At 62.2% G+C, this 24104-nt stretch carries 21 protein-coding genes; 9 read left to right on the forward strand and 12 right to left on the reverse strand.

Annotated elements, in window-relative coordinates; all coding sequences use genetic code 11:
* On the reverse strand, positions 1-179 hold a 179-nt coding region (locus AC0L25_RS08900), incomplete at its 3' end, for a helix-turn-helix domain-containing protein (RefSeq protein ID WP_473595258.1).
* Between the two features lie 201 nt (positions 180-380).
* On the opposite strand from AC0L25_RS08900, the gene rpmG reads away from it, so the two are divergent.
* Positions 381-548 (forward strand): 50S ribosomal protein L33, encoded by a 168-nt coding sequence (gene rpmG, locus AC0L25_RS08905; RefSeq protein WP_006201775.1) that lies wholly within the window; start codon positions 381-383, stop codon positions 546-548.
* A 518-nt stretch (positions 549-1066) separates the two neighbouring features.
* On the opposite strand, the gene AC0L25_RS08910 is transcribed toward rpmG, so the two are convergent.
* Both AC0L25_RS08910 and AC0L25_RS08915 read right to left on the reverse strand, forming a co-directional pair.
* Entirely contained in the window at positions 1067-2440 is a 1374-nt protein-coding gene (locus AC0L25_RS08910; RefSeq protein ID WP_473595157.1) for a PleD family two-component system response regulator, read from the reverse strand.
* A gap of 33 nt (positions 2441-2473) precedes the next feature.
* Entirely contained in the window at positions 2474-2830 is a 357-nt protein-coding gene (locus AC0L25_RS08915) for a response regulator (protein WP_287247952.1), read from the reverse strand.
* 250 nt (positions 2831-3080) lie between these two features.
* On the opposite strand from AC0L25_RS08915, the gene AC0L25_RS08920 reads away from it, so the two are divergent.
* Positions 3081-3380, forward strand: coding sequence for a DUF3572 domain-containing protein (locus tag AC0L25_RS08920; RefSeq protein ID WP_473595158.1), 300 nt, complete (start codon positions 3081-3083; stop codon positions 3378-3380).
* 24 nt (positions 3381-3404) lie between these two features.
* Here the strand turns inward: AC0L25_RS08920 and AC0L25_RS08925 are convergent, their stop codons facing one another.
* On the reverse strand, positions 3405-4892 hold the full coding sequence (locus AC0L25_RS08925; protein ID WP_473595159.1) for a hypothetical protein: 1488 nt from the start codon (positions 4890-4892) through the stop codon (positions 3405-3407).
* A gap of 157 nt (positions 4893-5049) precedes the next feature.
* Positions 5050-6435 carry a S8 family serine peptidase gene (locus tag AC0L25_RS08930; RefSeq protein WP_473595160.1) on the reverse strand — a complete coding sequence of 462 codons (1386 nt, stop codon included), beginning with the start codon at positions 6433-6435 and terminating at the stop codon, positions 5050-5052.
* A gap of 122 nt (positions 6436-6557) precedes the next feature.
* Here AC0L25_RS08930 and AC0L25_RS08935 point away from each other — a divergent pair, with 122 nt between their 5' ends.
* Positions 6558-7100: an RNA polymerase sigma factor gene (locus AC0L25_RS08935; protein ID WP_473595161.1), complete on the forward strand. Its 543-nt coding sequence runs from the start codon at positions 6558-6560 to the stop codon at positions 7098-7100.
* A complete protein-coding gene (locus tag AC0L25_RS08940; RefSeq protein WP_473595162.1) occupies positions 7097-7885 on the forward strand; it encodes an anti-sigma factor family protein in 789 nt (262 codons plus the stop codon). The genes AC0L25_RS08935 and AC0L25_RS08940 overlap by 4 nt, the downstream gene beginning before the upstream one ends.
* Positions 7886-8627: 742 nt before the next feature.
* Here the strand turns inward: AC0L25_RS08940 and AC0L25_RS08945 are convergent.
* Together AC0L25_RS08945 and AC0L25_RS08950 are read right to left on the reverse strand one after the other, a co-directional pair.
* Positions 8628-9338, reverse strand: coding sequence for a DUF6065 family protein (locus AC0L25_RS08945; protein WP_473595163.1), 711 nt, complete (start codon positions 9336-9338; stop codon positions 8628-8630).
* A 140-nt stretch (positions 9339-9478) separates the two neighbouring features.
* On the reverse strand, positions 9479-10054 hold the full coding sequence (locus AC0L25_RS08950; RefSeq protein ID WP_473595164.1) for a GNAT family N-acetyltransferase: 576 nt from the start codon (positions 10052-10054) through the stop codon (positions 9479-9481).
* 68 nt (positions 10055-10122) lie between these two features.
* On the opposite strand from AC0L25_RS08950, the gene AC0L25_RS08955 reads away from it, so the two are divergent.
* Entirely contained in the window at positions 10123-11451 is a 1329-nt protein-coding gene (locus tag AC0L25_RS08955; RefSeq protein ID WP_473595165.1) for a DNA polymerase IV, read from the forward strand.
* Positions 11452-11531: 80 nt separating this feature from the next.
* Here the strand turns inward: AC0L25_RS08955 and AC0L25_RS08960 are convergent, their stop codons facing one another.
* Positions 11532-12038, reverse strand: coding sequence for a hypothetical protein (locus AC0L25_RS08960; protein WP_473595166.1), 507 nt, complete (start codon positions 12036-12038; stop codon positions 11532-11534).
* A gap of 180 nt (positions 12039-12218) precedes the next feature.
* Here AC0L25_RS08960 and AC0L25_RS08965 point away from each other — a divergent pair, with 180 nt between their 5' ends.
* Positions 12219-13100, forward strand: coding sequence for a DMT family transporter (locus AC0L25_RS08965; protein WP_473595167.1), 882 nt, complete (start codon positions 12219-12221; stop codon positions 13098-13100).
* Between the two features lie 107 nt (positions 13101-13207).
* On the opposite strand, the gene AC0L25_RS08970 is transcribed toward AC0L25_RS08965, so the two are convergent.
* From AC0L25_RS08970 to AC0L25_RS08985, 4 genes are all read right to left on the reverse strand, one after another.
* Complete coding sequence (locus AC0L25_RS08970) at positions 13208-14011, reverse strand: potassium channel family protein (protein ID WP_473595168.1); 804 nt, start codon at positions 14009-14011, stop codon at positions 13208-13210.
* Positions 14012-14110: 99 nt separating this feature from the next.
* Positions 14111-15121, reverse strand: a complete 1011-nt coding sequence (locus tag AC0L25_RS08975) for a methyltransferase (RefSeq protein ID WP_473595169.1) — start codon at positions 15119-15121, stop codon at positions 14111-14113.
* Between the two features lie 105 nt (positions 15122-15226).
* Positions 15227-18706 (reverse strand): DNA polymerase III subunit alpha, encoded by a 3480-nt coding sequence (gene dnaE, locus AC0L25_RS08980; protein WP_473595259.1) that lies wholly within the window; start codon positions 18704-18706, stop codon positions 15227-15229.
* Between the two features lie 399 nt (positions 18707-19105).
* Positions 19106-21118: an acetyl-CoA carboxylase biotin carboxylase subunit gene (locus AC0L25_RS08985; RefSeq protein ID WP_473595170.1), complete on the reverse strand. Its 2013-nt coding sequence runs from the start codon at positions 21116-21118 to the stop codon at positions 19106-19108.
* Between the two features lie 197 nt (positions 21119-21315).
* On the opposite strand from AC0L25_RS08985, the gene AC0L25_RS08990 reads away from it, so the two are divergent.
* The 3 genes from AC0L25_RS08990 (at position 21316) to AC0L25_RS09000 (ending at position 24015) form a co-directional block, all read left to right on the forward strand.
* Positions 21316-22443: an S-(hydroxymethyl)glutathione dehydrogenase/class III alcohol dehydrogenase gene (locus AC0L25_RS08990; RefSeq protein ID WP_473595171.1), complete on the forward strand. Its 1128-nt coding sequence runs from the start codon at positions 21316-21318 to the stop codon at positions 22441-22443.
* 286 nt (positions 22444-22729) lie between these two features.
* The gene (locus AC0L25_RS08995) at positions 22730-23197 is read left to right on the forward strand and encodes a YaiI/YqxD family protein (RefSeq protein ID WP_473595172.1); all 468 of its coding nucleotides are present in this window, start codon (positions 22730-22732) and stop codon (positions 23195-23197) included.
* Between the two features lie 134 nt (positions 23198-23331).
* Positions 23332-24015: a DUF1345 domain-containing protein gene (locus tag AC0L25_RS09000; protein ID WP_473595173.1), complete on the forward strand. Its 684-nt coding sequence runs from the start codon at positions 23332-23334 to the stop codon at positions 24013-24015.
* Positions 24016-24104 lie beyond the last annotated feature (89 nt).

Consider the following 24104-nt stretch of genomic DNA (forward strand, 5'->3'; position numbering starts at 1 on the left):
TCGAGCAAGCCAGCTTCCCCAGCCTCTTCGTACCGGTCCCGGTAACGCCGGAACTGCCGTTCCGACATGCCGAGCAACTCGCCAGCCTCCATCATCGAAAGGTCGCCGCCTTCCCAGCGGCGCAAAACACCAACAAACTTCTGCATTCTCCGGTCCTGTAGCCATGCTGCCCGCTTCATCCCCAGCCTCCGTTCGCTGGTGATCAAACCGGACAACTCATCTGCTACCTAATCCGGACAACTCATCTGCTTACGACAACCGAAGCCTCACGGGGTTGACTTTCCGGGCGCGTTCTTTATGTGTCGCGCCAAGTTTCCCGCGTCCGGGTGTTTCCCCGTGCTCCAGCGGCCAAAACTCCACGAACATAACGGACTGATACAATGGCCAAAGCCGCAAACATCAAGATCAAGCTTCTGTCGACCGCCGACACCGGTTTCTTCTACGTGACCAGCAAGAACAGCCGCACCAAGACGGACAAGCTGTCGTTCCGTAAATACGATCCGGTTGCCAAGAAGCACGTCGAGTTCAAGGAAACCAAGATCAAGTAATCTGGTTTCCTGCTTTAAAGCCAAAACGCCGCCCTATGGGCGGCGTTTTTGCTTTAAAGGCTTCGAAAAAGTCCAAAATGTCCAATGCTTGTCCCAGAGTCCTGATGCATTTTGAGAACGGGGGCCGGTCGGCGTTTGGCAGCGGTACGAGGAGGCCACTATGTGCCAGCGCCGGCCGGCCGACCCCACGGACCCAGGAGATGCGGCGGACCTGAATCATGGGGTATTCTTCGGATCGACCCGGCGATCTACCCTCGCGCCGGTTCCGTCATTGGTCTGCACATTTGCGCAACAGCCTGTGAAAATCAACAATTTCTTAACCAAGCAGCCCGAATCGCTTGCGTTAAGGTAAATTCGTAACCCTGTCAGACTGACTGGATAATCGGGCGTCGCGCCTGCCTCTGAACCAAGCTCTGTTGAAATTCAGGTCAGGCTGAAACCGAGCGTACGTTCGGATACGCGAATACCGGAAGCGCAGGAAACTGGCATTTGCAGGGCCAGCTGAATATCAACGGACCTTACGCCGCCTTGGCGACGACGCGGTTGCGGCCGGCGCTCTTGGCCTCGTAAAGCGCAAGGTCGGCGCGCTTCATCAGCCCGGCAACCGTATCCATGCCCTTCAGCACCGACGAGACGCCGACGCTGACGGTAACCTCGATCGTCTTGCCGTCGTGACCGACGGCAAACGGCATAAGGGCGATTTCGGCGCGAATGCGCTCCGCGACCTTTTCGGCGACGGCGCCGTCCGTGTCCGGCATCACCACGACGAACTCCTCGCCACCGAAGCGGCAGGCGAGATCGATGCCACGCACATTCTTGCGCAGCCGCCGCGCGAATTCGCGCAGCACCTCGTCGCCGCCGTCATGGCCATGCGCGTCGTTGATGGTCTTGAAGCGGTCGAGATCGGTGATCATCATCGACAGCGGCCGCCGCCGCGCCACGGCACGGTCGAACAGCGTCTGCAGATGGCTGTCGAGGTAACGGCGGTTGTGCAATCCCGTCAGGGCGTCGGTCACCGCCATCTCGATGGTCTGGGTCACGCTGGCGCGAAGCTGGTCGTTGTAGCGCTTGCGGCGCACTTGCGTGCGCAGCCGAGCGGTCAGCTCCTGCTGGTCGATCGGCCGCATCAGATAGTCGTTGATGCCGAGCTCGAGGCCGCGGACGATGCGCCCCTCCTCACCCTGCTCCGCCAGAAGGATGATCGGCACGAAACGGGTACGATCGAGCGAACGCAGTTGCGAGCAGAGCCTGAGCGGATCGAAATCGGCAAAGGCCGTCGAGATCATCACGCATTCATAGGGCGTCTCGGCGGCCTGGAAGAAGCCGGCATGCGGATCGGTGGCGATGTCGAGGTCGGCGCTGCCGCGCAGCATTTTCTGGACGCGCTCGAAGGAGGATTTGCGCTCGTCGATCAACAGAACCTTCGGCGTGGTGTCTGCGGATGCGAAGTTGCGGCTCAAAAGCTCCTCAATGCCGATATTGCGCGTGGTCGAGGCGCGCAGGCGCAGCTCGTCGGTCAACGTCTTCAACCTGACCAGGCTTTTGACGCGCGTCATCAATTGCAGATCGTTGACCGGCTTGGTCAGAAAATCGTCGGCACCTGCCTCGAGGCCGCGCACGCGGTCCGAAACCTGGTCGAGCGCGGTGATCATGACGACGGGGATGTGCGAAGTCGCCGGGTCACTCTTCAGCCGCCGGCAGACCTCCAACCCGTCCATATCAGGCATCATCACGTCGAGCAGAACGACATCGACCTTGCCGTTTTCGCAGGTCTCGATCGCGTCCAGCCCGTTGGTGGCGGTCAGCACCTCGAAATATTCGGCAAGCAGCCGGACCTCGAGCAGCCTCACATTGGCAGGGATGTCGTCGACGACGAGGATCCGTGCAGTCATCTTATAAAGCTCCGGCTCGGCTGGAAGGGCGCATCAGGCGTCGCCCAGGTAGGATTTGATGGTTTCGATGAAACGCGGCACCGAGATCGGCTTGGAAATATAGGCTTCGCAGCCACCCTGGCGGATACGCTCCTCATCGCCCTTCATCGCGAATGCGGTGACGGCAATGACCGGTATGACATGGAGGTCGTCGTCCTCCTTCAACCATTTGGTCACCTCCAGCCCCGACACTTCGGGCAGCTGGATGTCCATCAAAATGAGGTCCGGCTTGTGCAGTCTCGCCAGATCCAGCGCCTCCAGGCCGTTGCGCGTGCGTACCGTCTCGTAACCGCTAGCTTCGATGAGGTCCCGAAAGAGCTTCATGTTGAGCTCATTGTCCTCGACGATCATGACCTTCTTAGGCATCAAATTCCCGTCCCGGCCTGCCTTCCGCTCGAAGGTTGCCGTCATGCGCCTTCGCCGGTACGCACCAAACCCTGCTCGACCCTACGGCAATATAATTGACGAAACGGAAACCGGCTGCCGGAAAAGCTTCGGATTTCACCTCGGACACCGCATTGCAGAGCTAGATGGCTTGCCGCAGGCGACGCTTGCGATTACTGCCAGAAAGAGACTCATTCCACCGCACATGAAGGTAGTGATGGCAAACGCAGCGTCAATGCGCGAGGAAGCGGAAAACATTGCCGTAAAAGCATTGGGCTTCGTCGCCGCCGATCCGGAACTTCTGCCCCGTTTCCTGGCGATCACCGGCATCGAGGCACATTCCATCCGCCAGGCCGCCGGCGAGCCGGGGTTCCTGGCCGGCGTGCTGCAGTTCATCCTCGCCCACGAGCCGACGCTCATGCGGTTCGCGGAGGAAACCGACACGCCGCCGGCTTCCATCGGCAAGGCGCTGCGGGCGCTGCCGCTTGGCGACGACGATCATGAGCATTCCATATGAGCGACGATCGGATCGCGAAAACGCCTACGGCGTTGTTTCTTCTTTGCTGTCGTCGCCTTCATCATTCGCAACCGGATCGGCCGGCTTCACCATGACACCATTGACCGTGACCGAACCGTCCGGCTTGCCGTTGACGACCCATTCGATGCGACCGTCCGGCAACGTCTTGCCGAAGCCCTTGATCGCAAGCGCCACCGGCACATATTGCGCGGCTTCCGGCTCCGACTTCGCCGCCGCCTGCAGGCTTTCCACAATTCTGTCATAGCCTGCGATATCGATCGTCACATTTGCCTCGGGCTTCAAGCCGGGGAACGTCATCTCGCCTTCCATCGCGATTTCCATGTCGCCGTTCTTCACCGTGCTGTGGCCGATGACAAATTTCGGCGTCTTGGCCATGAAATCAGCCTTGATCCGATCGCCAAAGTCGGCCGGCAGCGGCGGATTCTTATTGAGATCAAAGGCTTCGATCGCCTTTTTCGCCATGCTGTCGAGATCGATATTGGCGCCGCCGAAATTCAGATTGATGTCGGTGGGCAGCAGCGCCGTACCCCAGGCGGGCACAAGATTCGGAGGGATCGCCAATCCTGCGGCCCTGATCGTATAGTTGATTGCTCCGTTCTGGGCGATGCCGTCGGACCCGAAGCTGGTGCCCAGCTCCATCGCACTGAAATGCCCGACCGGGCTTTCGACACTGATATCCTTGAGCCCGTAGCTTCCGTCGATCCGCTCCCACAGCGGCAGCGCGGCGAGCAAAAGCGATTTGAGCTGCGCCTGGTTGGCCTTCAGTTTGGCCTCGTCTTCATTGGCGACGGCAAATGCCAGCAGATCGAGAAACGCCTTTGTCCGCACGCCTTTGCCGGTCGCATTCACCGACAGGACTGGCGATTTGATCGTGAGCGGGAATTTCAACCCGCTTTTGGGGCCGTCAAAATCAAGCGCTTCGGCGAAATCGGCGACCGTCTGCGTCGCGGTGAAATCCACGCCGCCATTCGCAGCTTTGCTTGCGTTCATGGTGGCAGTACCGGCGCCGGTGCTCACCTCCGCGCGCTGCATGGTGTCCCGGGATTTCATCGTCATTCCGGCCATCGAGTGTGTGGCGCTGGTGAAAGCTGCCAGTTCGGGATCGTAGACGCCGGAAAACTTGCCGTTTGTAATCGAGAACTGCATGCTCTGCGGGCCCTCTGGCCCCTTGAACTCGAAGGACCCGCTTTGCGACACATCCGCCGAGACGCGCCATGTCCCGTTGCTGCTCGGCTTGACGAGCAATGCGTAGGGGCTGAAGTCGAACTTGAAGGAATGCTGCGCCGCCAGCAGGTCCACGACAGGTTTGACGTCGACAGCGAGTTTGTAAGCGTCGCCTTCCACCGAAACCTTCAGGAGACTGCTCGCCTTACTGCCGATATAGCGGGACAGATTTTCAGAGAGCTGCTTCGCACCCTCGCTGTCAACGGTCTGGCCGAAGGCGGGCGCGCTGAGCGCGAGGACAAAGACGGCCGGCAGAACACGGTTCACGCAGAATCTCCGTTGCTATTCTTGTGGTAGAAAACTCCAGATGTAACCGTAAGCCGAAACGGGCGAGGTGCAATCCCTCCTGGGCGCTAGATCCCGGGGCACCAGCATCGACGATGCATCAGCCTATCGCCCCGGCAGAGCTCGCGTCATCGGAGCTTCACATCGCCTTCTTCGGCGTGACGACGCAAGCGGCGCGGGCATTGAGCAGGCCCCAGCCGAAGACGGCATCCTTGCCCGGCGCGCCGAGATCTTCCGCCGACTTGCCGAGCGCGTCATGAATGTCGGCTGCGGAGGCGTTGCTGTTTGCCGATTTCATCAACGCCGCTGCGGCGGCAACAAACGGCGCCGCAAAGGAGGTGCCGGTCTTCGGCCGTGCGCCGCTGACCGACGCGGCCGTCCACACTTCGACGCCGGGGGCGGCCAGGTCGATATGCTCGCCACGGCCGGCACGCCTGTAAGGCCGTTTCATGCGGTCCACCGCCGTCACCGCGATCACATCCGCGTAGGCTGCCGGATAGGCAGGTCCGGCCTTGGGACCTCCATTGCCGGCGGCGGCGATGATCACCATGCCGCGTTCGGCAAGTCTTCGGACAAACTGCTCGAGAAGAGCATTCGCGGGACCCGACAGGCTCATATTCGTCACCTGCACCCCGCGCACGGAAAGAAGATCGAGCGCGCGAAGAAGATCATAGACGTCCGAGCGGTCATCCTGGCGATCGCCCCGGTGAAACGCATCGACCGCGATGAGTCTGGCGTGCGGTAGGAGGCCGGGGGTACGGCTGTCGGCACCGCCGACGAGCAGGGCCGCGACGGCGGTGCCGTGCTGACGTCCGGACTCCGGAAGGCCGTCATCCGACAGGCGAAGAACTTCGACCCGGCCTTTGGCGAATGCGGGGTGCGCAGGATTGATCGCCGTGTCGATGAGGCCGATCGTGACATTGCCACCGCAGCCGGCGGGAAGGCCGGTATCGGTCGGCCAGCCGATCAGGCCTGTGGCGGCGCAGTGGGGTCCGGCACATTCGGTTTCTTGTCCGGGCCGGTAGTAATGCACGAAATCTGCCGTCGATTGCGGAGCGGCGTCGATGACAAGATCGCGCGCAGCCTCCAGCTGCATATTGGGTGGTATGCGCAGCCGGATCAGCTCCGACCCCAGAAGCTGGATGTCGGCGCGGCCGAGGACGGTGAACCCCGTTGCCTGAAGCCGACCGATTTCAGGCGAACTCAGCCCGGTCGCAACGATCTGGTCCGGCTTCCGAGACGGCAAAGGGACGGCGGGCCGTTGCGCGCGCCTGCCGCCGCGTCTTGGCGGACGCGGGAGAGACCGATCTGTCAGCGTGCGAAACAGATTCGGTCCAGAGCGGGATTGGCCGTCATCTTCATCATCGTCATCGTCACCACCATCGTCGTCATCGGCGAACGCCGATTTTGGCCCGAACTCGCCAAGCGTCATCTGGCCGCTCGGCGCCTGGGTATCCACCAGCAACGCGACAGCTACCCAGACAGGCAGCAGGGCTTTTGGTGTCAGCCATGAGGTGGCGCCCATAGTCTCCCTTCCGGCCGTTGCCGATTTTCAACATCGCGAGGCTAGCGGACCCATCCGGCAATAAGCTAGCGTTGTGAGGAACGGGCGCGGGGCCGCTTTATTCCAAAAAAGCTTGGAGCAACATGCCGGAAAAAACCGACCGCGTCCAAGACCAGCTTGTCGCTTTTCTCCCGAATCTCCGCCGGTTCGCGATTGCGCTGTGCCGGTCCCGCGACATGGCGGACGATCTTGTTCAGCGAGCCTGCGAACGGGCGCTCGCCAACGAGCAGCGTTTCGAGCCAGGAACGCGCTTCGACGCGTGGATGTTCAAGATTCTCCGAAATCTGTGGATCGATGACATCCGCAGGCGCAAGGTCGCCGGCCCGCAGGACGATATCGACGAGCGCCATGACATCGCCGGCGTTTCCGGTGAGCGCGAGATGGAGGCGCGGCTGGCGCTCAACAGTGTGGCGCAAGCCATCGGTGATCTCCCAGGCGATCAGCGCGACGTGCTGCTTCTGGTCTGTGTCGAAGAGCTTTCCTACAAGGAAGCCGCGGAGGTCCTTGCCGTGCCGATCGGGACGGTGATGAGCAGGCTGGCCCGGGCGAGGAAAAATCTGGCGGAGGCGACTGGAATATCCGCGGCGCCCACCCGTTCTCCGGTCACAAAAGGGGCGAGCAAATGACCGAAGAGACTTTTTCGGACGAGATCCTGATGCGGTTCGCCGATGGTGACCTCGATCCGGACATGGTCGCCAGGATCGAGCAGGCGATGGAAATCGACGACCGCCTGGTTACCAGTATTGCAATGTTCATCGAAACCAGAGCGCAGGCGCAGGCCGCGCTGAAGCCGCTGCTCGACGAGCCGGTGCCCGAAAAACTTGTCGCGGCCGTCGAGCAAATGATCGAGGCAAGGCGCGCCGGCGAGAAGACGGAAGCGTCGGTATTGCCGTTTGGCGGCGGGCGCATAGCCGCGCCTCCATCGAGGTCTCAATGGAGGCTGCCGATTGCCGCCTCTCTCGCGGCCGCCGTCGTTGGCGCGCTCGCCGGGTATTGGGCAGCAGGCACCAACGAACTCCGGCAGGGCGGGCTATGGGTTGCCGGCGTCATCAGGCCGGCCCTGGCCCAAGCGCTTGCAACGGTCGAATCCGGGAAAGAAATCAGGATCGCCGGGATCAGCGATCGGTTCCGGGCAATCGCAACGTTCCGTAACGATTCGCAGGATTTATGCCGCGAATTCGAGGTCGACTCGCAGGACCGCTCCACAGTGGTGTCGGTCGCCTGCCGTTCCGGCGACGAATGGCGCGTCAGCTTCGCGGTCGTGGCGCCCGGCGACGCCGGAGGCTATGCCCCGGCCTCGTCGACCGAAGCCCTCGACGCCTATCTTTCGGCGATTGAAGCAGGCGCTCCGATGTCAGCCGAGGAGGAAGTCCAAGCGCTGGAAGAGGTCCGTCGGAAGGACCGGAAGTGAAGCTGCAACGGCCCGGCTTTTTCTGAATGGAATAAAGCCGGCAATCGCCCGTTACTCCGCCGGACCGCAACTGCCGGTCCAGTCTGAAACAAGGAGTAACTACCATGACAAGACACTGGAAACTCAAGTCGGCACTGGTCGCAGGAATGGCAGCGCTCGCGAGCACCGCGGCGCAGGCGAAGGAGTATCCCGCGGCGCCATCGCAAACCGAGCGTCCGCCGGCCGCAATGACCAGCCAAAGCGACGGTTCCTTCATCGTCGCTGGCAACAGTTCGTCAAATTCGAGCTCCAATTCGTCGAGCAATTCGAGTTCGAACTCGTCGTCCAACAGTTCATCGAATTCCAGCTCCAATTCGTCGAGCAACTCGAATTCGAACTCATCGTCGAACAGTTCCTCCAATTCGAACTCGAACGGTTCGGATCGCGGGTGGCGCAGCTGGCGGTCCCGCTAGAGCAACGGACCCCAGAGATAGAGCGGCGGTACGCTTCGACTTGAAAGTCCGCCGCTCTAGCAATCCACAAAGAAACGGGGGCCTGGCGGCCCCCGTTTCGCATTCTTCTCCGGGAAAAAGTTTAGAGCATCGGACCCAAAGCATGCCCTCGGGCCTGACCCGCAGGTGGGTACCGGTTCCGATGCTCAAACAAAAGATAGGGCGGCGGCACGATTCGACTTTGAAAGGTCCGCCGCTCCGGCAAAACGGGGCCTAGCGGCCCCCGTTTCGCATTCTTCTCCGGGAAAAGGCTAGCGGGCCGCGCGGGCCCATTTGCGATACCAGCCTTCGCTCGCAATCGTGTTGCGGTAGACCGTTTCGCGCTCCGTCGCCTCGGCTCCGGTCTCCGCCCGGATCTCCGCCTTGAGTGCCGCACCTTCGCGGCGAACCGGTATGACCTGGACGAGCGGCGTGCCCTTTTCGATGACGTAGAGGCCGTCTGGCGCGGTCGCGAAGAACGGAAAATGGATGTCGGCTGCGTAGGTATCGGTATCGACGATGCCGGCGACGCATTCGAAAGGTTGAGCCGGCCTGTTGAGTGGCGGCAGGAACAAACAACTCCAGCCCGGCGGGGTACGGATCGACCAGTAATTGTGAAACTTGCATGGCGGTGCCGGTTCCTTCGGGTTGCCGGCGACCTGATGGGCGCCATGATTGCTCACCATCACCCTGTCGAACTCCCAGCCGGCATCGACGGCACGGCCGCCGCTCTTGATCTCGAGGCGGACGGTCGCCGCGAGCGGCAGGATCCAGCCGGTAGTCATCGCATCGAGAAACGGCATGCAGCGCTTGACGGTCAGGCCATTGTTGGTGGCCGACGCATGCTTCGAATCGACCGCCGGCAATTTGCGGAACCAGTCCGGCAGAACCGTCTTGGCCGCCACTGGCGGCGCGATGACGCCATGGTCTTCCGGCCGACAGACAAACCGGATCGAGCGAGAGGTCTGGGAAAAATGGAACATTGATAGCCTCCATGGAAAAATCCGAGGAGGAACGGGCCGCAGGCGGATTTATTCCTGCTGGGCGTCAACTGTCTGATTATGCAGGCCGGAGACTTGGCCGCTGCCGAGCAAGAGCCGCGGCAGCGGCGCAAAGCCCACAGCTAAAGCATCAATCGCATCAGCGGCCGGCCCGCCTTGCGCTCGACCAGCCTCTCGAAGCCGGCTTTCTCGAAGACCCGCGACGAGCCGACGAACAGCCCGATCGAACGCGAATCTTTCGACAGGTCGATCGGACATGCCTCGACCAGCCGCGCACCACTCTGGCGAGCGAACTCGATCCCGCCTTCGACCAGCCGGTGCGTCACGCCCCTGCCGCGTGCCTTGACGCGGATGAAGAAGCAGGAGATCGCCCAGACGCCCGGATCCGTGGCGTCGGCGGGATCGACCGGCGCCGACCCCCTGCCCTTATTGTTCCATTCGGGCACGTCGGCGCGCGGGCCGATCTGCATCCAGCCGACCGCCTTGCCGTCCTCGAACGCCAGCAGGCCCGGTGGCGGCCCGGCCTCGATCCGCGCCTTGATGTGGTCCTTGTTCCGCTCCCGGTCGCTGGCGCGGCGCGCTGCCGGCGACAGCCGGAAATGTGTGCACCAGCAGCCGTAGCAGGCGCCTTGCTTACCGAAAAGATCTTCGAAATCAGCCCAAAGCTCGGGCTCCAGCGGTGCTATGGTCGTATTCATGAGCTCTCTCCCGGCCCACCGCCTTGTCGTGGCGTCCGTCCTGACGTACCATTGCATTTGTTCTCTTTATGTTCGCAGTGATGGCGGCTCCTGTCAACAATCCCGATCATGGTTTTTGCCGCGACTGCCTGACCTTCCAGCGCAGCGAGGCACGGCGCTGCGAACGCTGCGGCAGTCCACGGCTTGCCCGTCATCCGGAGCTCTACCGGCTGCATCTCGCCCATATCGATTGCGATGCGTTTTACGCGGCGGTCGAAAAGCGCGACAACCCGGCGCTGAAGGACCGGCCGTTGATCATCGGCGGCGGCAAGCGCGGCGTCGTCTCCACCGCCTGCTACATCGCCCGGATCCATGGGGTGCGCTCGGCGATGCCAATGTTCAAGGCGCTCGAAGCCTGTCCGGAAGCGGTCGTCATCCCGCCCGACATGGAAAAATATGTACGCGTCGGCCGCGAGGTGCGCGCCATGATGCAGGCGCTGACGCCGCTGGTCGAACCGATCTCCATTGACGAAGCCTTTCTGGACCTTGCCGGCACCGAGCGCCTGCATGGCTTGCCGCCCGCGGTGGTGTTGGCGCGCTTCGCGCTCGGCGTGGAGAAGGAGATCGGCATCACCGTTTCATCAGGCCTGTCCTACTGCAAATTCCTGGCCAAGGTGGCATCGGACTTTCGCAAGCCGCGCGGCTTTTCGGTGATCGGCAAGGCCGAGGCATCAGGCTTTCTGGCCGAGCAGCCGGTGACGCTGATCTGGGGTGTGGGAAAAGCCTTCGCCGCCACGCTTGAGCGGGACGGCATCCGCACCATCGGCCAGTTGCAGCGCATGGAGCGCGGCGACCTGATGCGCCGCTACGGCGTGATGGGCGACCGACTGTACCATCTTTCACGCGGCGAGGACGATCGCCGCGTCCACCCCGACCAGGATGCGAAAAGCGTCTCGGCGGAGACCACTTTCGACACCGACATCGCCTCTCTCGATGAACTGGTTTCGGTGTTGAGAGCGCTGTCGGAAAAAGTCTCGGGGCGGCTGAAGAAATCCGGCATTGCCGGGCGCACCATCGTGCTGAAGCTGAAGACCCAGGATTTCAAGACCCGCACGCGCAACCGCCAGCTCGGCGACCCGACACGGCTGGCCGACCGCATTTTCTCGACCGGGCTCGAGCTGCTGCGCAAGGAGGCGGACGGCACCAGATACCGGCTGCTCGGCATCGGCGTCAGCGACCTCTCGAATGACGGAAAGGCCGATCCGCCCGACCTCGTCGATGTCCAGTCGCGCAAGCGCGCCATGGCCGAAGGCGCCATCGACACGCTGCGCGACAAGTTCGGCCGCAGAGCGGTGGAAACCGGCTACACCTTCGGCAAGGGCCGCAACGCCCATCCGCCCGAGCCGATCGAGGACTAAGCGCTTTACGCATGATCCCTAAATATTGGAATCCAGCTCGGAAAAGATCATGCTCGACAAAAAGAAAGATAGAACGGCCCTCAGATGCGTCGCAAATCGATCCGGCTGGTCATCACGCGCTCGCCGGTTTTCGGGTCGACGTCGATAACGGTCAGCCGCATGCCGTCCTCGCCGTTCTTCTCGACGGTCATTTGCGCGGTGCGATCGCCATTGACCTCCTTCGCCCAACGGATGCCGAGATTGATCGCATTGCCCGAGCGCTTGCCGCTGAGCTGCGCCGGCCCGGTGCGGGATCCAACATAGATGCCGGTGTACTTCGTCCCGCTGGACTTCAGATCGGCACTGATGGCGCGCGACACCACGACGAGACCGCGGCAGGTGCCGTCCAGCGACAAGGAGCTCGATGTCGCGTCGGAATTGAAGCGGCAGGAGACGTTCACCGTCGGCGCCTCGGTGGTTACCTTGACGGTGCCCTTGCCGGCGAAATTCCCCTCGAACGAGCGGAGAAATTCGGCTTCGTCGGCGCGAGCTGCGCCAGCTGCAGCCGCCAGGCAGCCGGCAAGTACAAATCGTGCGAATGATTTCATTGGATCTCTCCCCGTTGATATCGGAATCACGACATTTTCACCGAACTGGTTGTTGGACCAACGCTCGCCGCCACGGCAGGTTCCGCCTTCAACATGACCGTTCTGCAACATCGCTTCTGGCCCAGCCGAATGCGTCGACTAGTGGTTGCGGTGAAAGTCCCGGCTTGCGACATAGCGCGCATGGCACCCTCACCCTCGATCCCCAAGGCCGCGTTCTGGATGGCGCTGTCGATCGCATCGTTTCTGACGATGTCGGTCGCCGGCCGCGCCACGACGGCCGAGCTCAACGTATTCCAGGTGCTGGAGCTGCGCTCGGTGATCGGCCTCTTCATCCTCCTGCCGCTGGTGATGATATCAGGCGGTTTTGCGGCAATGCGCACCAAACGCCCCTTGGCTCATATCGCCCGCAATGTCGTCCATTTTGTCGGCCAGGCGGCATGGCTATACGCCTTGACGCTGATCCCGCTGGCCGTGCTGATCTCCATCGAATTCACGACGCCGATCTGGACGGCCATTCTGGCGGTCGGCTTTCTTGGTGAAAGACTAAGCCGGCCAAGACTTGCGGCCATCGTGCTCGGACTGATCGGTGTGGTGATCATCGTCCGTCCGGGCGTCGGCTCCGTCGATCCGGGACATATCGTCGTGCTGGGTGCCGCGGTCTGCTTCGGCATATCTGTGGTCCTGGTCAAATCGCTGACGCGGACGGACAGCGTCGTGTCAATCATCTTCTGGATGCTGGTCATCCAGTCGGTGCTCGGTCTTATCCCGGCGCTCTACGAGTGGCGCAACCCGCCGCTTGAACTGTGGCCGTGGATCCTGCTGATCGCCTTCACCGGCATGTCGTCGCATTTCTGCATGGCCCGCGCACTCGCCTACGCCGACGCGACAGTCATCTCGCCGATGGACTTTTTGCGCGTGCCGCTGTCGGCGCTGATCGGCCGGCTGCTTTATCAGGAGCAGATCGACGCCTTCACCGCCGGCGGCGCCTTGCTGATCCTGCTGGGCAATCTGCTCAATCTGCAGAAAAAAGCAACCAAACCTGCGGAAGTTGCAGCGTCGTAGCATTTTTTGCAGCCAAGCGTTTTCATTTGGCGTCCGACAAAATGCATTAAAGCGAAGAGCTAGTGCGCGGTTTTGGCTCCACCAAAACTGCGCACTAGTCTCGCATCTCAGTTGCCTTCGTCGGGAATATTGAGAATCTGCCCGCAAGCCTTGCAGTGGACGGCGTCGGCTTCATGCCGCTGAAGGCCGCATTGCGGGCAGGGAAAAAACACCTTGTTGGGGCGGAAGAGCGCCTGCGCCAGCCTGACGAACAACGATATGCCGATGATCATGGTGACGATGGCGGTGAGCTTGCCGGCGATACCCGGCAGTACGATGTCACCGAAGCCGGTCGTGGTCACCGTGGCTACGGTGAAGTAGAGCGCGTCGACATAGCCTTCGAGACCGGCCCCGGTGCGGAAGAAGAAGGTGTAGACAAAACCGGTGATGACAAGGAGGAACGTCAGCAGATTGATGACTGCGTGGCTCGCCTCGCGCCATTTTTTGAGGCCGCGCATCTCGAAAAACCGCCACAGCGCGCCGCTGCGCGACAGCGACCACAGCCGCAATATGCGCAGGAAACCCAGATTGGCCAGCGCTGAAGGCATCAGCAGCGTCAGCAGGATGAAGGCATCGACCCACGACGCCGGCTGTTTCATCAGGCGCAGCATGTCGTTTGAGGCAAGCAGCCGCGCAATCATGTCAGCGGCGACAAGGGCTGCGACAGAATAATCCAGCCAGAGGAACGAGGATGATTCCTGGATCACCGGTGTGGCGATGAAGAAGGCGATGATGGCAAGGTCGATGACGATGGCGGCCAGTTGAAACCGGAAAGCCGCGGGCGTGCGCCCGTGATAGAGTTTGCGCAGCGTGCCGCGCAGCCGTGCCAAGGCTGAAAACTCCTGCGCTCCGTCCTTGTCTGGCGCCTTCATGACAACTGCGATAGCGTTCGCTGCGACAGCCGTCCAGTGGGCAGAGCAGAAGCCGCTGTGGCTTGAGAACATCCGGAGAGTTTCGGGCCTGGAAAGCAATCAGGCCGGTTCCGCCTCGATGATGCTGATGCGAGGTCCGGCTTCAACAATATTGGCGACCTGAAAATCCGACGCCGCAAGCAGCAACCTAAATTCTTCCGCCGTGCGCTCCTGCCCGCCCGGCATGACCAGCATGTTCAGATCGCCGAATTTTGCACTGGGGCCTTCGTTGGGCGGCGCCAGAATGCTCTCAAGCACCAGCAGTTTGCCTTCTGGGCGCATCGCCCGGCGGCAGGTTTTCAGGATCCGGATGTTTGTGTCGTCGTCCCAGTCATGCAGGATCCATTTAAGCACAATCGCATCGGCGCCCTCGGGCACCGAGACGAAGAAATCGCCGGCTACGACGTCGCAGCGATCGGCCACGCCCGCAACCTCAAAGACCGGGCCGGCCTTCGACACCACCTGCGGCTGATCGAAAAGAATGCCGCGCTGGCCGGGATTGCGGCGGAGGATTTCGGCAAGTAGCGCGCCCTGCCCGCCCGCGACATCCATGACGACAGCGAACGGCCGGAAGTCATAGGCCGCAAGCACGGCGGCGGCGACACCACGCGACATGGCCGTCATCGCCCGGTCGAAGATGACGGACTCTTCCGGGTGCTCCGCTCGGTATTCCCAAACGCCCTTGCCATGAGCGTGGCGAAAGGCGTTTTCGCCGGTGCTGACACTGTGCAGCAGGTCGCTCCATGCCTGACGGAAATACGGCCGTCCGGCCAAGATCGCCCATGGTGCGACCGAATGCTGAACGTCGGATCGCAACGCGCCGCCGATCTGGGTCAGCGAGAAGACCCGGTCTTCCGCTTCATGGAACACGCCGACCGACGCAAGGGCGCGCAGCAGGCGATAGAGTGCCTGCGGATGGGTATTGGTCAGCGCGGCAAGTTCGCCGCTGGTGCGTTTTCCGTCCTTGAGATGGTCTGCGATGCCCAGCGTGGCGGCGACGCATATGGCCTGAGATACCTGGAACCCATTGACCATTTTCTGGAGTTCGGCAGCGGCATCCCGCTCATCCATGACCCGCTCCCCCGGCCGCCAAAAAGACCCAGGCCGCCGAACTCACAATAGCAGCGGCATTGTCACTGGGCAATGCCGCTAGGCTGGCGGAATACGGTTGTTAGCTCACACCAGCTCCACTTCCACCACGCCCGGCACGGCGCGCATGGCCGACGCGATCTGTGGCGAGACGCGGTAACGGTTGGGCAGTTCGATCTCGACCTCGCCCTGCGCCTCATCCTTGATGACGATGATGCTCACCTGACTGTCGCCGCGTTGAGTAAGCTGCGATTGAATCGCCGACGCCGGTCGGTCATCCCTGACAAAGATGCGCAAGGCCTTCTGGATGCGGCTTGCCTCGTCCTCCAGCGACTGCACGGTCTGGATGCGCAGATTGACGCCTTCGGGCCTGTCCTCGGCCGAAACGGTGATCACCACCGATCGGCCGGGCTCGAGCAGGTCGCGATACTGGGCCAGACCTTCGGAAAAAAGCACTGCTTCATACTGGCCCGACGTGTCGGAGAACTGCACGACGCCCATTTTGTTGCCGGTGCGCGTCTTGCGCTCCTGCTTGGTGGTGACAGTGCCGGCAAGCCGCCCGGCGGCAGCACCGCGTTTGACGGCGGCCGAGAACTCGGCCCAGTTCTGCACCCGCATCTTCTGCAGCGCCGCCTTGTATTCGTCCAGCGGATGCGCGGAGAGATAGAAGCCGACCACCTGGAATTCGCGGTGCAGGCGATCGGCGGCAAGCCACGGGTCGGTCGCCGGCAGATTGAGCGCCTGCGACTGTGCGCCGAGCGAAGCGCCGAAAATGTCGTGCTGGCCCGACATTGCATTCTGCTGCGCCAGCGACGCCAGCCCCATCATCCGCTCGACGCCCGCCATCATCGCGGCGCGGTCGTGGCCGAAGCAGTCGAGCGCGCCGGCCATGATCAGGCTTTCGAAGACCCGCTTGCCGACGATCTTCGGATCGACCCTTTCGCAGAAATCGGCGAGGCTTTTGAACGGTTTTTCGCCGCGCATGGCGACGATATGCTCGACCGCCGCGTCGCCGACGCCCTTGAGCGCGGCCAGCGAATAGAAGATCCGGTTCTCGCCGACTTCGAAGGCGCGGAAGCTGGTCATCACCGAAGGCGCCACGACGTCGATGCCGAGGCGCAGCGCATCCTGCCGGAAATCGGCGAGCTTGTCGGTGTTGCCCATGTCGAGCGTCATCGACGCGGCCAGGAACTCGACCGGGTAGTGCGCCTTCAGATAGGCCGTCTGGTAGGAGACGACGGCATAGGCGGCGGCATGCGACTTGTTGAAACCGTAGTCGGCGAACTTTGCCAGCAGGTCGAAAATGAAGTCGGCTTGCGGCTTGCCGACGCCGCGCTTGACCGCGCCCGAAACGAAGCGCTCGCGCTGTTTGTCCATCTCGGCGCGAATCTTCTTGCCCATGGCGCGGCGCAGCAAATCGGCTTCGCCTAGCGAATAGCCGGCAAGCTCCTGCGCGATCTGCATCACCTGTTCCTGGTAGACGATAACGCCTTGCGTCTCCTTCACCAGATGGTCGATCTTCGGATGGATCGACGCCATCTCCTCCTCGCCATGCTTTCTAGCGTTGTAGGTCGGGATGTTCTCCATCGGTCCCGGCCGGTAAAGCGCGACCAGCGCGATGATGTCCTCGATGCAGTCGGGCCGCATGCCAATCAGCGCCTTGCGCATGCCGGCACTTTCCACCTGGAACACGCCGACCACTTCGCCGCGCGACAGCATGGCGTAGGTATCGGGGTCGTCGAGCGGAATATGGGCGAGATCGATCTCGATGCCGCGGCGGCGGATCAGCTTGACCGCGGTCTCCAGCACCGTCAGCGTCTTCAGGCCGAGGAAGTCGAACTTCACCAGCCCGGCCTGCTCGACATACTTCATGTTGAACTGGGTGACCGGCATGTCGGAGCGCGGGTCGCGGTACATCGGCACCAGCTCCCACAGCGGCCGGTCGCCGATGACTATGCCGGCGGCGTGCGTCGAGGCGTGGCGGTAGAGCCCTTCCAGCTTCTGCGCCATGTCGAGCAGCGTCTGCACGATCGGCTCCCGCTCCGCCTCTTCGGCAAAGCGCGGCTCGTTGGCAATGGCATCGGCGAGCTTGACCGGATTGGCCGGGTTCGACGGCACCATTTTGCTGAGCTTGTCGACCTGGCCATAAGGCATCTGCAGCACACGGCCGACATCGCGCAGCACTGCGCGGGCCTGCAGCGTGCCGAAGGTGATGATCTGGCCGACCTGGTCGCGGCCGTATTTCTGCTGGACGTAGCGGATGACCTCCTCGCGCCGGTCCTGGCAGAAATCGATGTCGAAGTCGGGCATCGACACGCGGTCGGGATTGAGGAAGCGCTCGAACAGCAGCGAGAAGCGCAGCGGATCGATGTCGGTGATCGTCGTCGAATATGCGACCAGCGAGCCGGCGCCCGAACCGCGGCCCGGCCCGACCGGAATGCCTTGTGCCTTCGCCCATTTGATGAAGTCGGCGACGATCAGGAAATAGCCGGGATATTTCATTTTCTCGATGACGCCGAGCTCGAAATCCAGCCTTCCGCGATATTGTTCGACCGTATAGCCAGGAGTCGGGCCGTGCGCCGCAAGCCGCGCCTCCAGCCCTTCATGCGCCTGTCTGGCAAGCTCCTGCGCCTCGGCCTTCACCGCCGCATCGGCGTCGGCGACATCGCCGCCGGCAAAGCGCGGCAGGATCGGGTTGCGGGTCTTGGGATAGTAGGAGCAGCGCAGCGCGATCTCGACGGTGTTGTCGATCGCTTCCGGCAGATCGGCGAACAGCCTCGCCATGTCAGCCTGGCTTCTCAGAAAATTGTCGGGCGACAGGCGGCGGCGGTTGTCGACGGCGACGACCGAACCCTCGGCGATGGCGATCAGCGCATCATGCGCCTCATAGTCATCGCGCGAGGAGAAAAACGCCTCATTGGTGGCGACCAGCGGCAAGTCATTGGTATAGGCGAGATCGACTGACGATTTCTCGATGGCCCGGTCATAACCGGAAACCCGCTCGAGCTCGACATAGAGCCGGTCGCCGAACAGCGCCTTGAGCGCCAAAAGCCGCGTCTCGGCAAGATCGCGGCGGTCCTCTTTCAAGGCGTTGCCGATCGGGCCGCGCGGCCCGCCGCTGAGACAGATCAGGCCGTCGCAATGGCCTTGCAGCATCTCGGTCGTCAGATGCACGGCCTCGCCGGGCGGCGTTTCCAAATAGACTCGGCTGACCAGCCTGACCAGATTGCTGTAGCCGGCCTCGGTCGCCGCGATCAAAACCACCGGCCGCATCTCCGGACCTTGCCGCCTACGGTCGCGTTGGCTGTCGCTGGCTTCGCCGGAAAAGGCGAGAGCGGTCTGGCAGCCGATGATCGGCTGGATGCCTTCCTTCACCGCCTTTTGCGCAAATTCGAGCGCGCCGAACAGATTGTTGGTGTCGGTGACGGCGATGGCCGGGGCGTCATCCCTCACCGCATGACCGACAACGGTGCCGAGTTGCAAGGCGCCTTCGAGCAGCGAATAGGCCGAATGCACGCGCAGATGAATGAACGGCCGCGCAGGCGCTTCCGGCCGCGACGCCTTCATGAAGGCCTCACGACGCAAGGGGTCGCGTGGAAGTGTCTCATTCGCCATGGATTTTTAGCGCCGCTTGAAAGGACTCAGCCGATGAAGATGTATTGTCCGGCACTGGACGATGCGAGTCCAGCGAGAGCGGGCGTTCGACCGGCCAATCGTCGACGCTGGCGCCGCCCCTCATCCGCCTGCCGGCACCTTCTCCCCGTATAGTGACGGGGCGAAGGGGCTGGTCGCAACCTTTGGACTCATTCTGCAAACGCTGGTGATTGGCGAAATCCTTTGAAGGCCTCTTTCTCCCCGTCACTATACGGGGAGAAATGCCCGGCAGGGCAATGAGGGGCAGCGCCAACCAATGCGATTGCCTTGTAACTGTCGGTGATTCAACGTGACAAGTGACGGCATCGATCCTCACGCGAATTCCATGATCACCGCATCGACGGCGAGACTGTCGCCCGGCTTCGCATTGAGTTTCGACACGGTGAGATCGCGCTCGGCGCGCAGCACGTTTTCCATCTTCATCGCCTCGACCACGGCCAGCGTCTCGCCGGCCTTGACCTCCTGCCCCTCGGCAACGGCGATCGACACGACGAGGCCGGGCATCGGGCAGAGCAGCATCTTCGAGGTGTCGGGCGCCACTTTTTCCGGCATCAGCCTTTCGAGCTCGGCGGTGCGCGGCAGCATGGCGCGTGCGGTCACCGACATGCCTTTCCAGGCGATGCGAAATCCGTTCGGCACCGGCCTGATCTGCGCCGCGATTCTGCGGTCGCCGATCGTGCCTCGCCAGATGAGATCGCCCGGCCGCCAGTCGGACGCCACCGTCAGCGCCTTGCCACCGTCGATCGACAGATCGATCGCCATCGGAATGGAGATCATGCCTTCGATAACGGAGGCCGAAAGGTAAACCTTGCCGATCTTGACCACCCAGTCGCGTTTTAGGACACCCGAATGCGGCGCCAGCCGCCCGCCGAGCCGGTCGAGCCGGTCGCGGCGCAGCAGTTCGACCGCGGTGGCGATCGCTGCGAGCACCGCCTTCTCCTCGCTATCAGGCACGATCGGCGCGAAGCCATCAGGATATTCCTCTGATATGAAGGCGGTCGATATCAGCCCGCCCCGCCAGCGCGGATGCTGCATCAGCGCCGCCAGGAACGGTATGTTGTGCTCGATACCGTCGACGACGAAGCTGTCGAGCGCTTCCGACATGGCGTCTATTGCCGCGATCCGCGTCGGCGCCCAGGTGCACAGCTTGGCGACCATCGGGTCATAGAACATCGAGATTTCCGAACCCTCGGTGACGCCGGTATCGTTGCGGATAACGATTTCGCCGAACTGTCCCTCTTCCGGCGGCCGGTATCTTGTCAGCCGGCCGATCGACGGCAGGAAATTGCGATACGGGTCCTCGGCATAGAGCCGGCTTTCCACCGCCCAGCCGTTCAGCTTGACGTCGCTTTGCTTGATAGCGAGCTTTTCGCCGGCAGCTATGCGGATCATCTGCTCGACCAGGTCGATGCCCGCGACGAGCTCGGTCACCGGGTGCTCGACCTGCAATCGCGTATTCATTTCAAGGAAATAGAAGTTCTTTTCGCTGTCGACGATGAACTCAACCGTGCCGGCGCTCTCATAGTCGACCGCCCTGGCCAATGCCACCGACTGCTCGCCCATGGCTTTCCGGGTCTTGGCGTCGAGGAAAGGCGAAGGCGCCTCCTCGACGACCTTCTGGTTGCGGCGTTGAATCGAGCATTCGCGCTCGCCGAGGTAAAGCGCGTTGCCATGCGCGTCGGCCAGCACCTGGATCTCGATGTGGCGCGGATCGACCACGAACTTCTCGATGAAGACGCGGTCGTCGCCGAACGAGCTTTTGGCCTCCGACCGCGCGCGGTCGAACCCGTCGCGCACCTCGGCTTTGCTCCAGGCGATGCGCATGCCCTTGCCGCCGCCACCGGCCGAGGCCTTGATCATCACGGGATAGCCGATCTCGCCGGCTATTTTCTCGGCATGACCGGCGTTCTCGATGACGCCAAGCCAGCCGGGTACCGTCGACACGTTTGCAGCATTGGCGAATTTCTTCGATTCGATCTTGTCGCCCATCGCCCTGATCGCTTTGGGTTTCGGGCCGATGAAGATGATGCCTTCTTTCTCCAGCGCTTCGCAGAAGGATGCGCGTTCGGACAAAAACCCGTAGCCGGGATGCACGGCTTCAGCACCGGTCGCCTTGCAGGCGGCTATGATATTCTCCGGCACCAGATAGCTCTGCGCGGCCGGCGAAGGCCCGATATGCACAGCCTCGTCGGCCATCTCGACATGCACGGCGTCGCGATCGGCATCCGAATAGACCGCGACGGTGGCGATGCCCATCTTGCGCGCCGTCTTGATGACGCGGCAGGCGATCTCGCCACGATTGGCGATCAGGATTTTTGTGAACATGCGGGTCGCGTTCCCTCGGCTGCCTTTCTTTTATGGGCTTCGCCCGGCCGGTCAAGGCAAGTTGGCGTATATCCCGGGCGCAAGTCGCCAAGTGACGACCAAAACCCGGCTACGACTGTCAATTCGTCCCATAGTCCAGAACCTGCAGATACGCTAATGCTCGGCCGCTTGCAGATTTGCCCTGAGAGGAGATGCTGATGAAAACCCGTGCCGCTGTCGCAGTCGCCGCCGGAAAGCCGCTGGAAATCCTGGAGGTCGACCTCGACGGCCCGCGCGACAGCGAGGTGCTGGTCGAGATCAAGGCGACCGGCATCTGCCACACCGACGAATTCACGTTGTCGGGCGCCGATCCCGAGGGCATCTTTCCGGCGATCCTCGGCCATGAGGGTGCGGGAATCGTCGTCGATGTCGGCAAGGGCGTCACCTCGGTCAAGAAGGGCGACCACGTCATCCCGCTCTACACGCCGGAATGCCGGCAATGCCCGTCCTGCCTGTCCAGAAAGACCAATCTGTGCACCGCGATCCGCGCCACGCAGGGGCAAGGCCTGATGCCGGATGGCTCGTCGCGCTTCTCGATCGGCAAGGACAAGATCTTCCACTATATGGGCTGCTCGACCTTCTCCAATTTCACCGTGCTGCCCGAGATCGCGCTGGCCAAGGTCAATCCCGACGCGCCCTTCGACAAGATCTGCTACATCGGCTGCGGCGTCACCACCGGCATCGGCGCGGTGATCAACACGGCGAAGGTCGAGATCGGCGCCACGGCCGCCGTCTTCGGCCTCGGCGGCATCGGCCTCAACGTCATCCAGGGGCTGCGCCTTGCCGGCGCCGACATGATCATCGGCGTCGACCTGAACAACGACAAGAAGGAATGGGGCGAGAGATTCGGCATGACGCATTTCGTCAATCCGAAGGAGATCGACGGCGATATCGTGCCCTATCTCGTCAACATGACCAAGCGCGGCGCCGACCAGATCGGCGGCGCAGACTATACGTTCGACTGCACGGGCAGCACCAAGGTGATGCGGCAGGCCCTTGAAGCATCGCACCGCGGCTGGGGCAAGTCGGTCGTCATCGGCGTTGCCGGCGCCGGCCAGGAGATCTCGACGCGGCCGTTCCAGCTGGTCACCGGACGCACCTGGATAGGCACCGCCTTCGGCGGCGCGCGCGGCCGCACCGACGTGCCGAAGATCGTCGACTGGTACATGGATGGCAAGATCGAGATCGACCCGATGATCACCCACACGCTGAAGCTGGAGGACATCAACAAGGGTTTTGACCTGATGCATGAGGGCAAGAGCATCAGGAGCGTGGTGGTTTACTGAGAAATCGCGACGTGGCGGGGAAGCAAGGCAAATCGCTTCAGGTTTGTGCTGCCCCTCATCTGCCTGCCGGCATCTTCTCCCCGTATAGTGACGGGGAGAAGGGGCTGATCGCAACGTCGGCACGCTTTCTGCCACGCTGAAGATTGGCGAAATCCTTTTTCGAAGGCGTCTTTCTCCCCGTCACTATACGGGGAGAAATGCCCGGCAGGGCAATGAGGGGCAGCGCCTGCATCGACAGTGGTCATTCCAACATGGGTTGGAAGCCTCATACGCGTTGGAACGAACCATGCCCGCACCCGCCATTTACGTCGATGCCGACGCCTGTCCGGTGAAGGCCGAGGTCGAGAAAGTCGCCGAGCGCCATGGCGTCGTCGTCACCTTCGTCTCCAATGGCGGCCTGCGCCCGTCGCGCGATCCCATGGTCCGCAACGTCGTCGTGTCCAAAGGCGCCGACGCGGCGGACGACTGGATCGTCGACAATGCCAAGCCCAACGACATCGTTGTGACATCGGACATCCCGCTTGCCGCCCGCACGGTGGCACTCGGCGCCCATGTGCTTGGGCCGACCGGGCGCCCGTTCACGCCCGAAACCATCGGCATGGCGGTGGCGATGCGCGACCTCAAGCAGCATCTGCGCGAGACCGGCGAAACCAAGGGCTACAATGCCAGTTTCGCGCCGCAGGACCGCTCGCGGTTTCTCGGCGAGCTCGACCGCATCTTGCGGCGTGCGTTGAAATCCGCCGCACCGGGCTAGCGCTTTGAATCGGAGATCAGCGCAGCAAAATCGGAATTGATCTTCCGCATCATGCGCACAATCAAAAGTGCTATAATGCCGAGTCTTAATGAAGACGATCGGCGGTAGGGCGAACCACCATCAGAGGCCGGGCCATGACGACCGAGATGCCCCTGAAGAAACCACTGCACCGCCACATGCAGTTCGCGGTGTCGGCCTGCATCGGTGTGGTGGCACTGGCGATCGCGCTGATCTTGCGCACTCCGCTCGCCTTTTCGATCGGCGCCAATGCGTTTTTCGCCGCCTACACCGTCATCGTCGTCGCCCAGATGCCGCTGCTCACCGGCCGCTATCTGAGCAAGAATGCCCGCACCACCGACCAGCCGGTGCTGGTCATCTTCGCTGTGACGCTGATTGTCGTCGCCGTCGCCATCGTCTCGTTGTTCGAACTAATCAATCGCGAGGGCAGCGCGCACCCTGTCGAACTCACCTTCGCACTGCTGTCGATCCCGCTCGGCTGGTTCACCATCCATGCCATGACGGCCCTGCACTACGCACATGTTTACTGGCTGAACGACGAAGAGACCGATCACGGCAGCAAAGCGAAGCAGAAAAAACCCGTGGGCGGCCTTTTATTTCCCGGTAAGGAGCAGCCGGACGGCTGGGATTTCCTCTACTTCTCGACCACCGTCGGCATGACCTCGCAGACCTCCGATACCGCGGTCTCGACCACGCAAATGCGTCGTATCGTGCTTTTGCATTCGATCGTGTCGTTCTTTTTCAATACAGTGATCGTCGCCGCCGCGGTCAACCTCGCCGTCAGTTTCGGGAGCCAGTAGTATCGGGCAGCTCGTAATATTTCCGTGATCGGATGAAACATCGCTTTGGCTGGCAACGTATTGGGAGGAGAACGACCGGAAAGGCCGCC

Source organism: Mesorhizobium sp. WSM4813 (genome assembly GCF_055811555.1).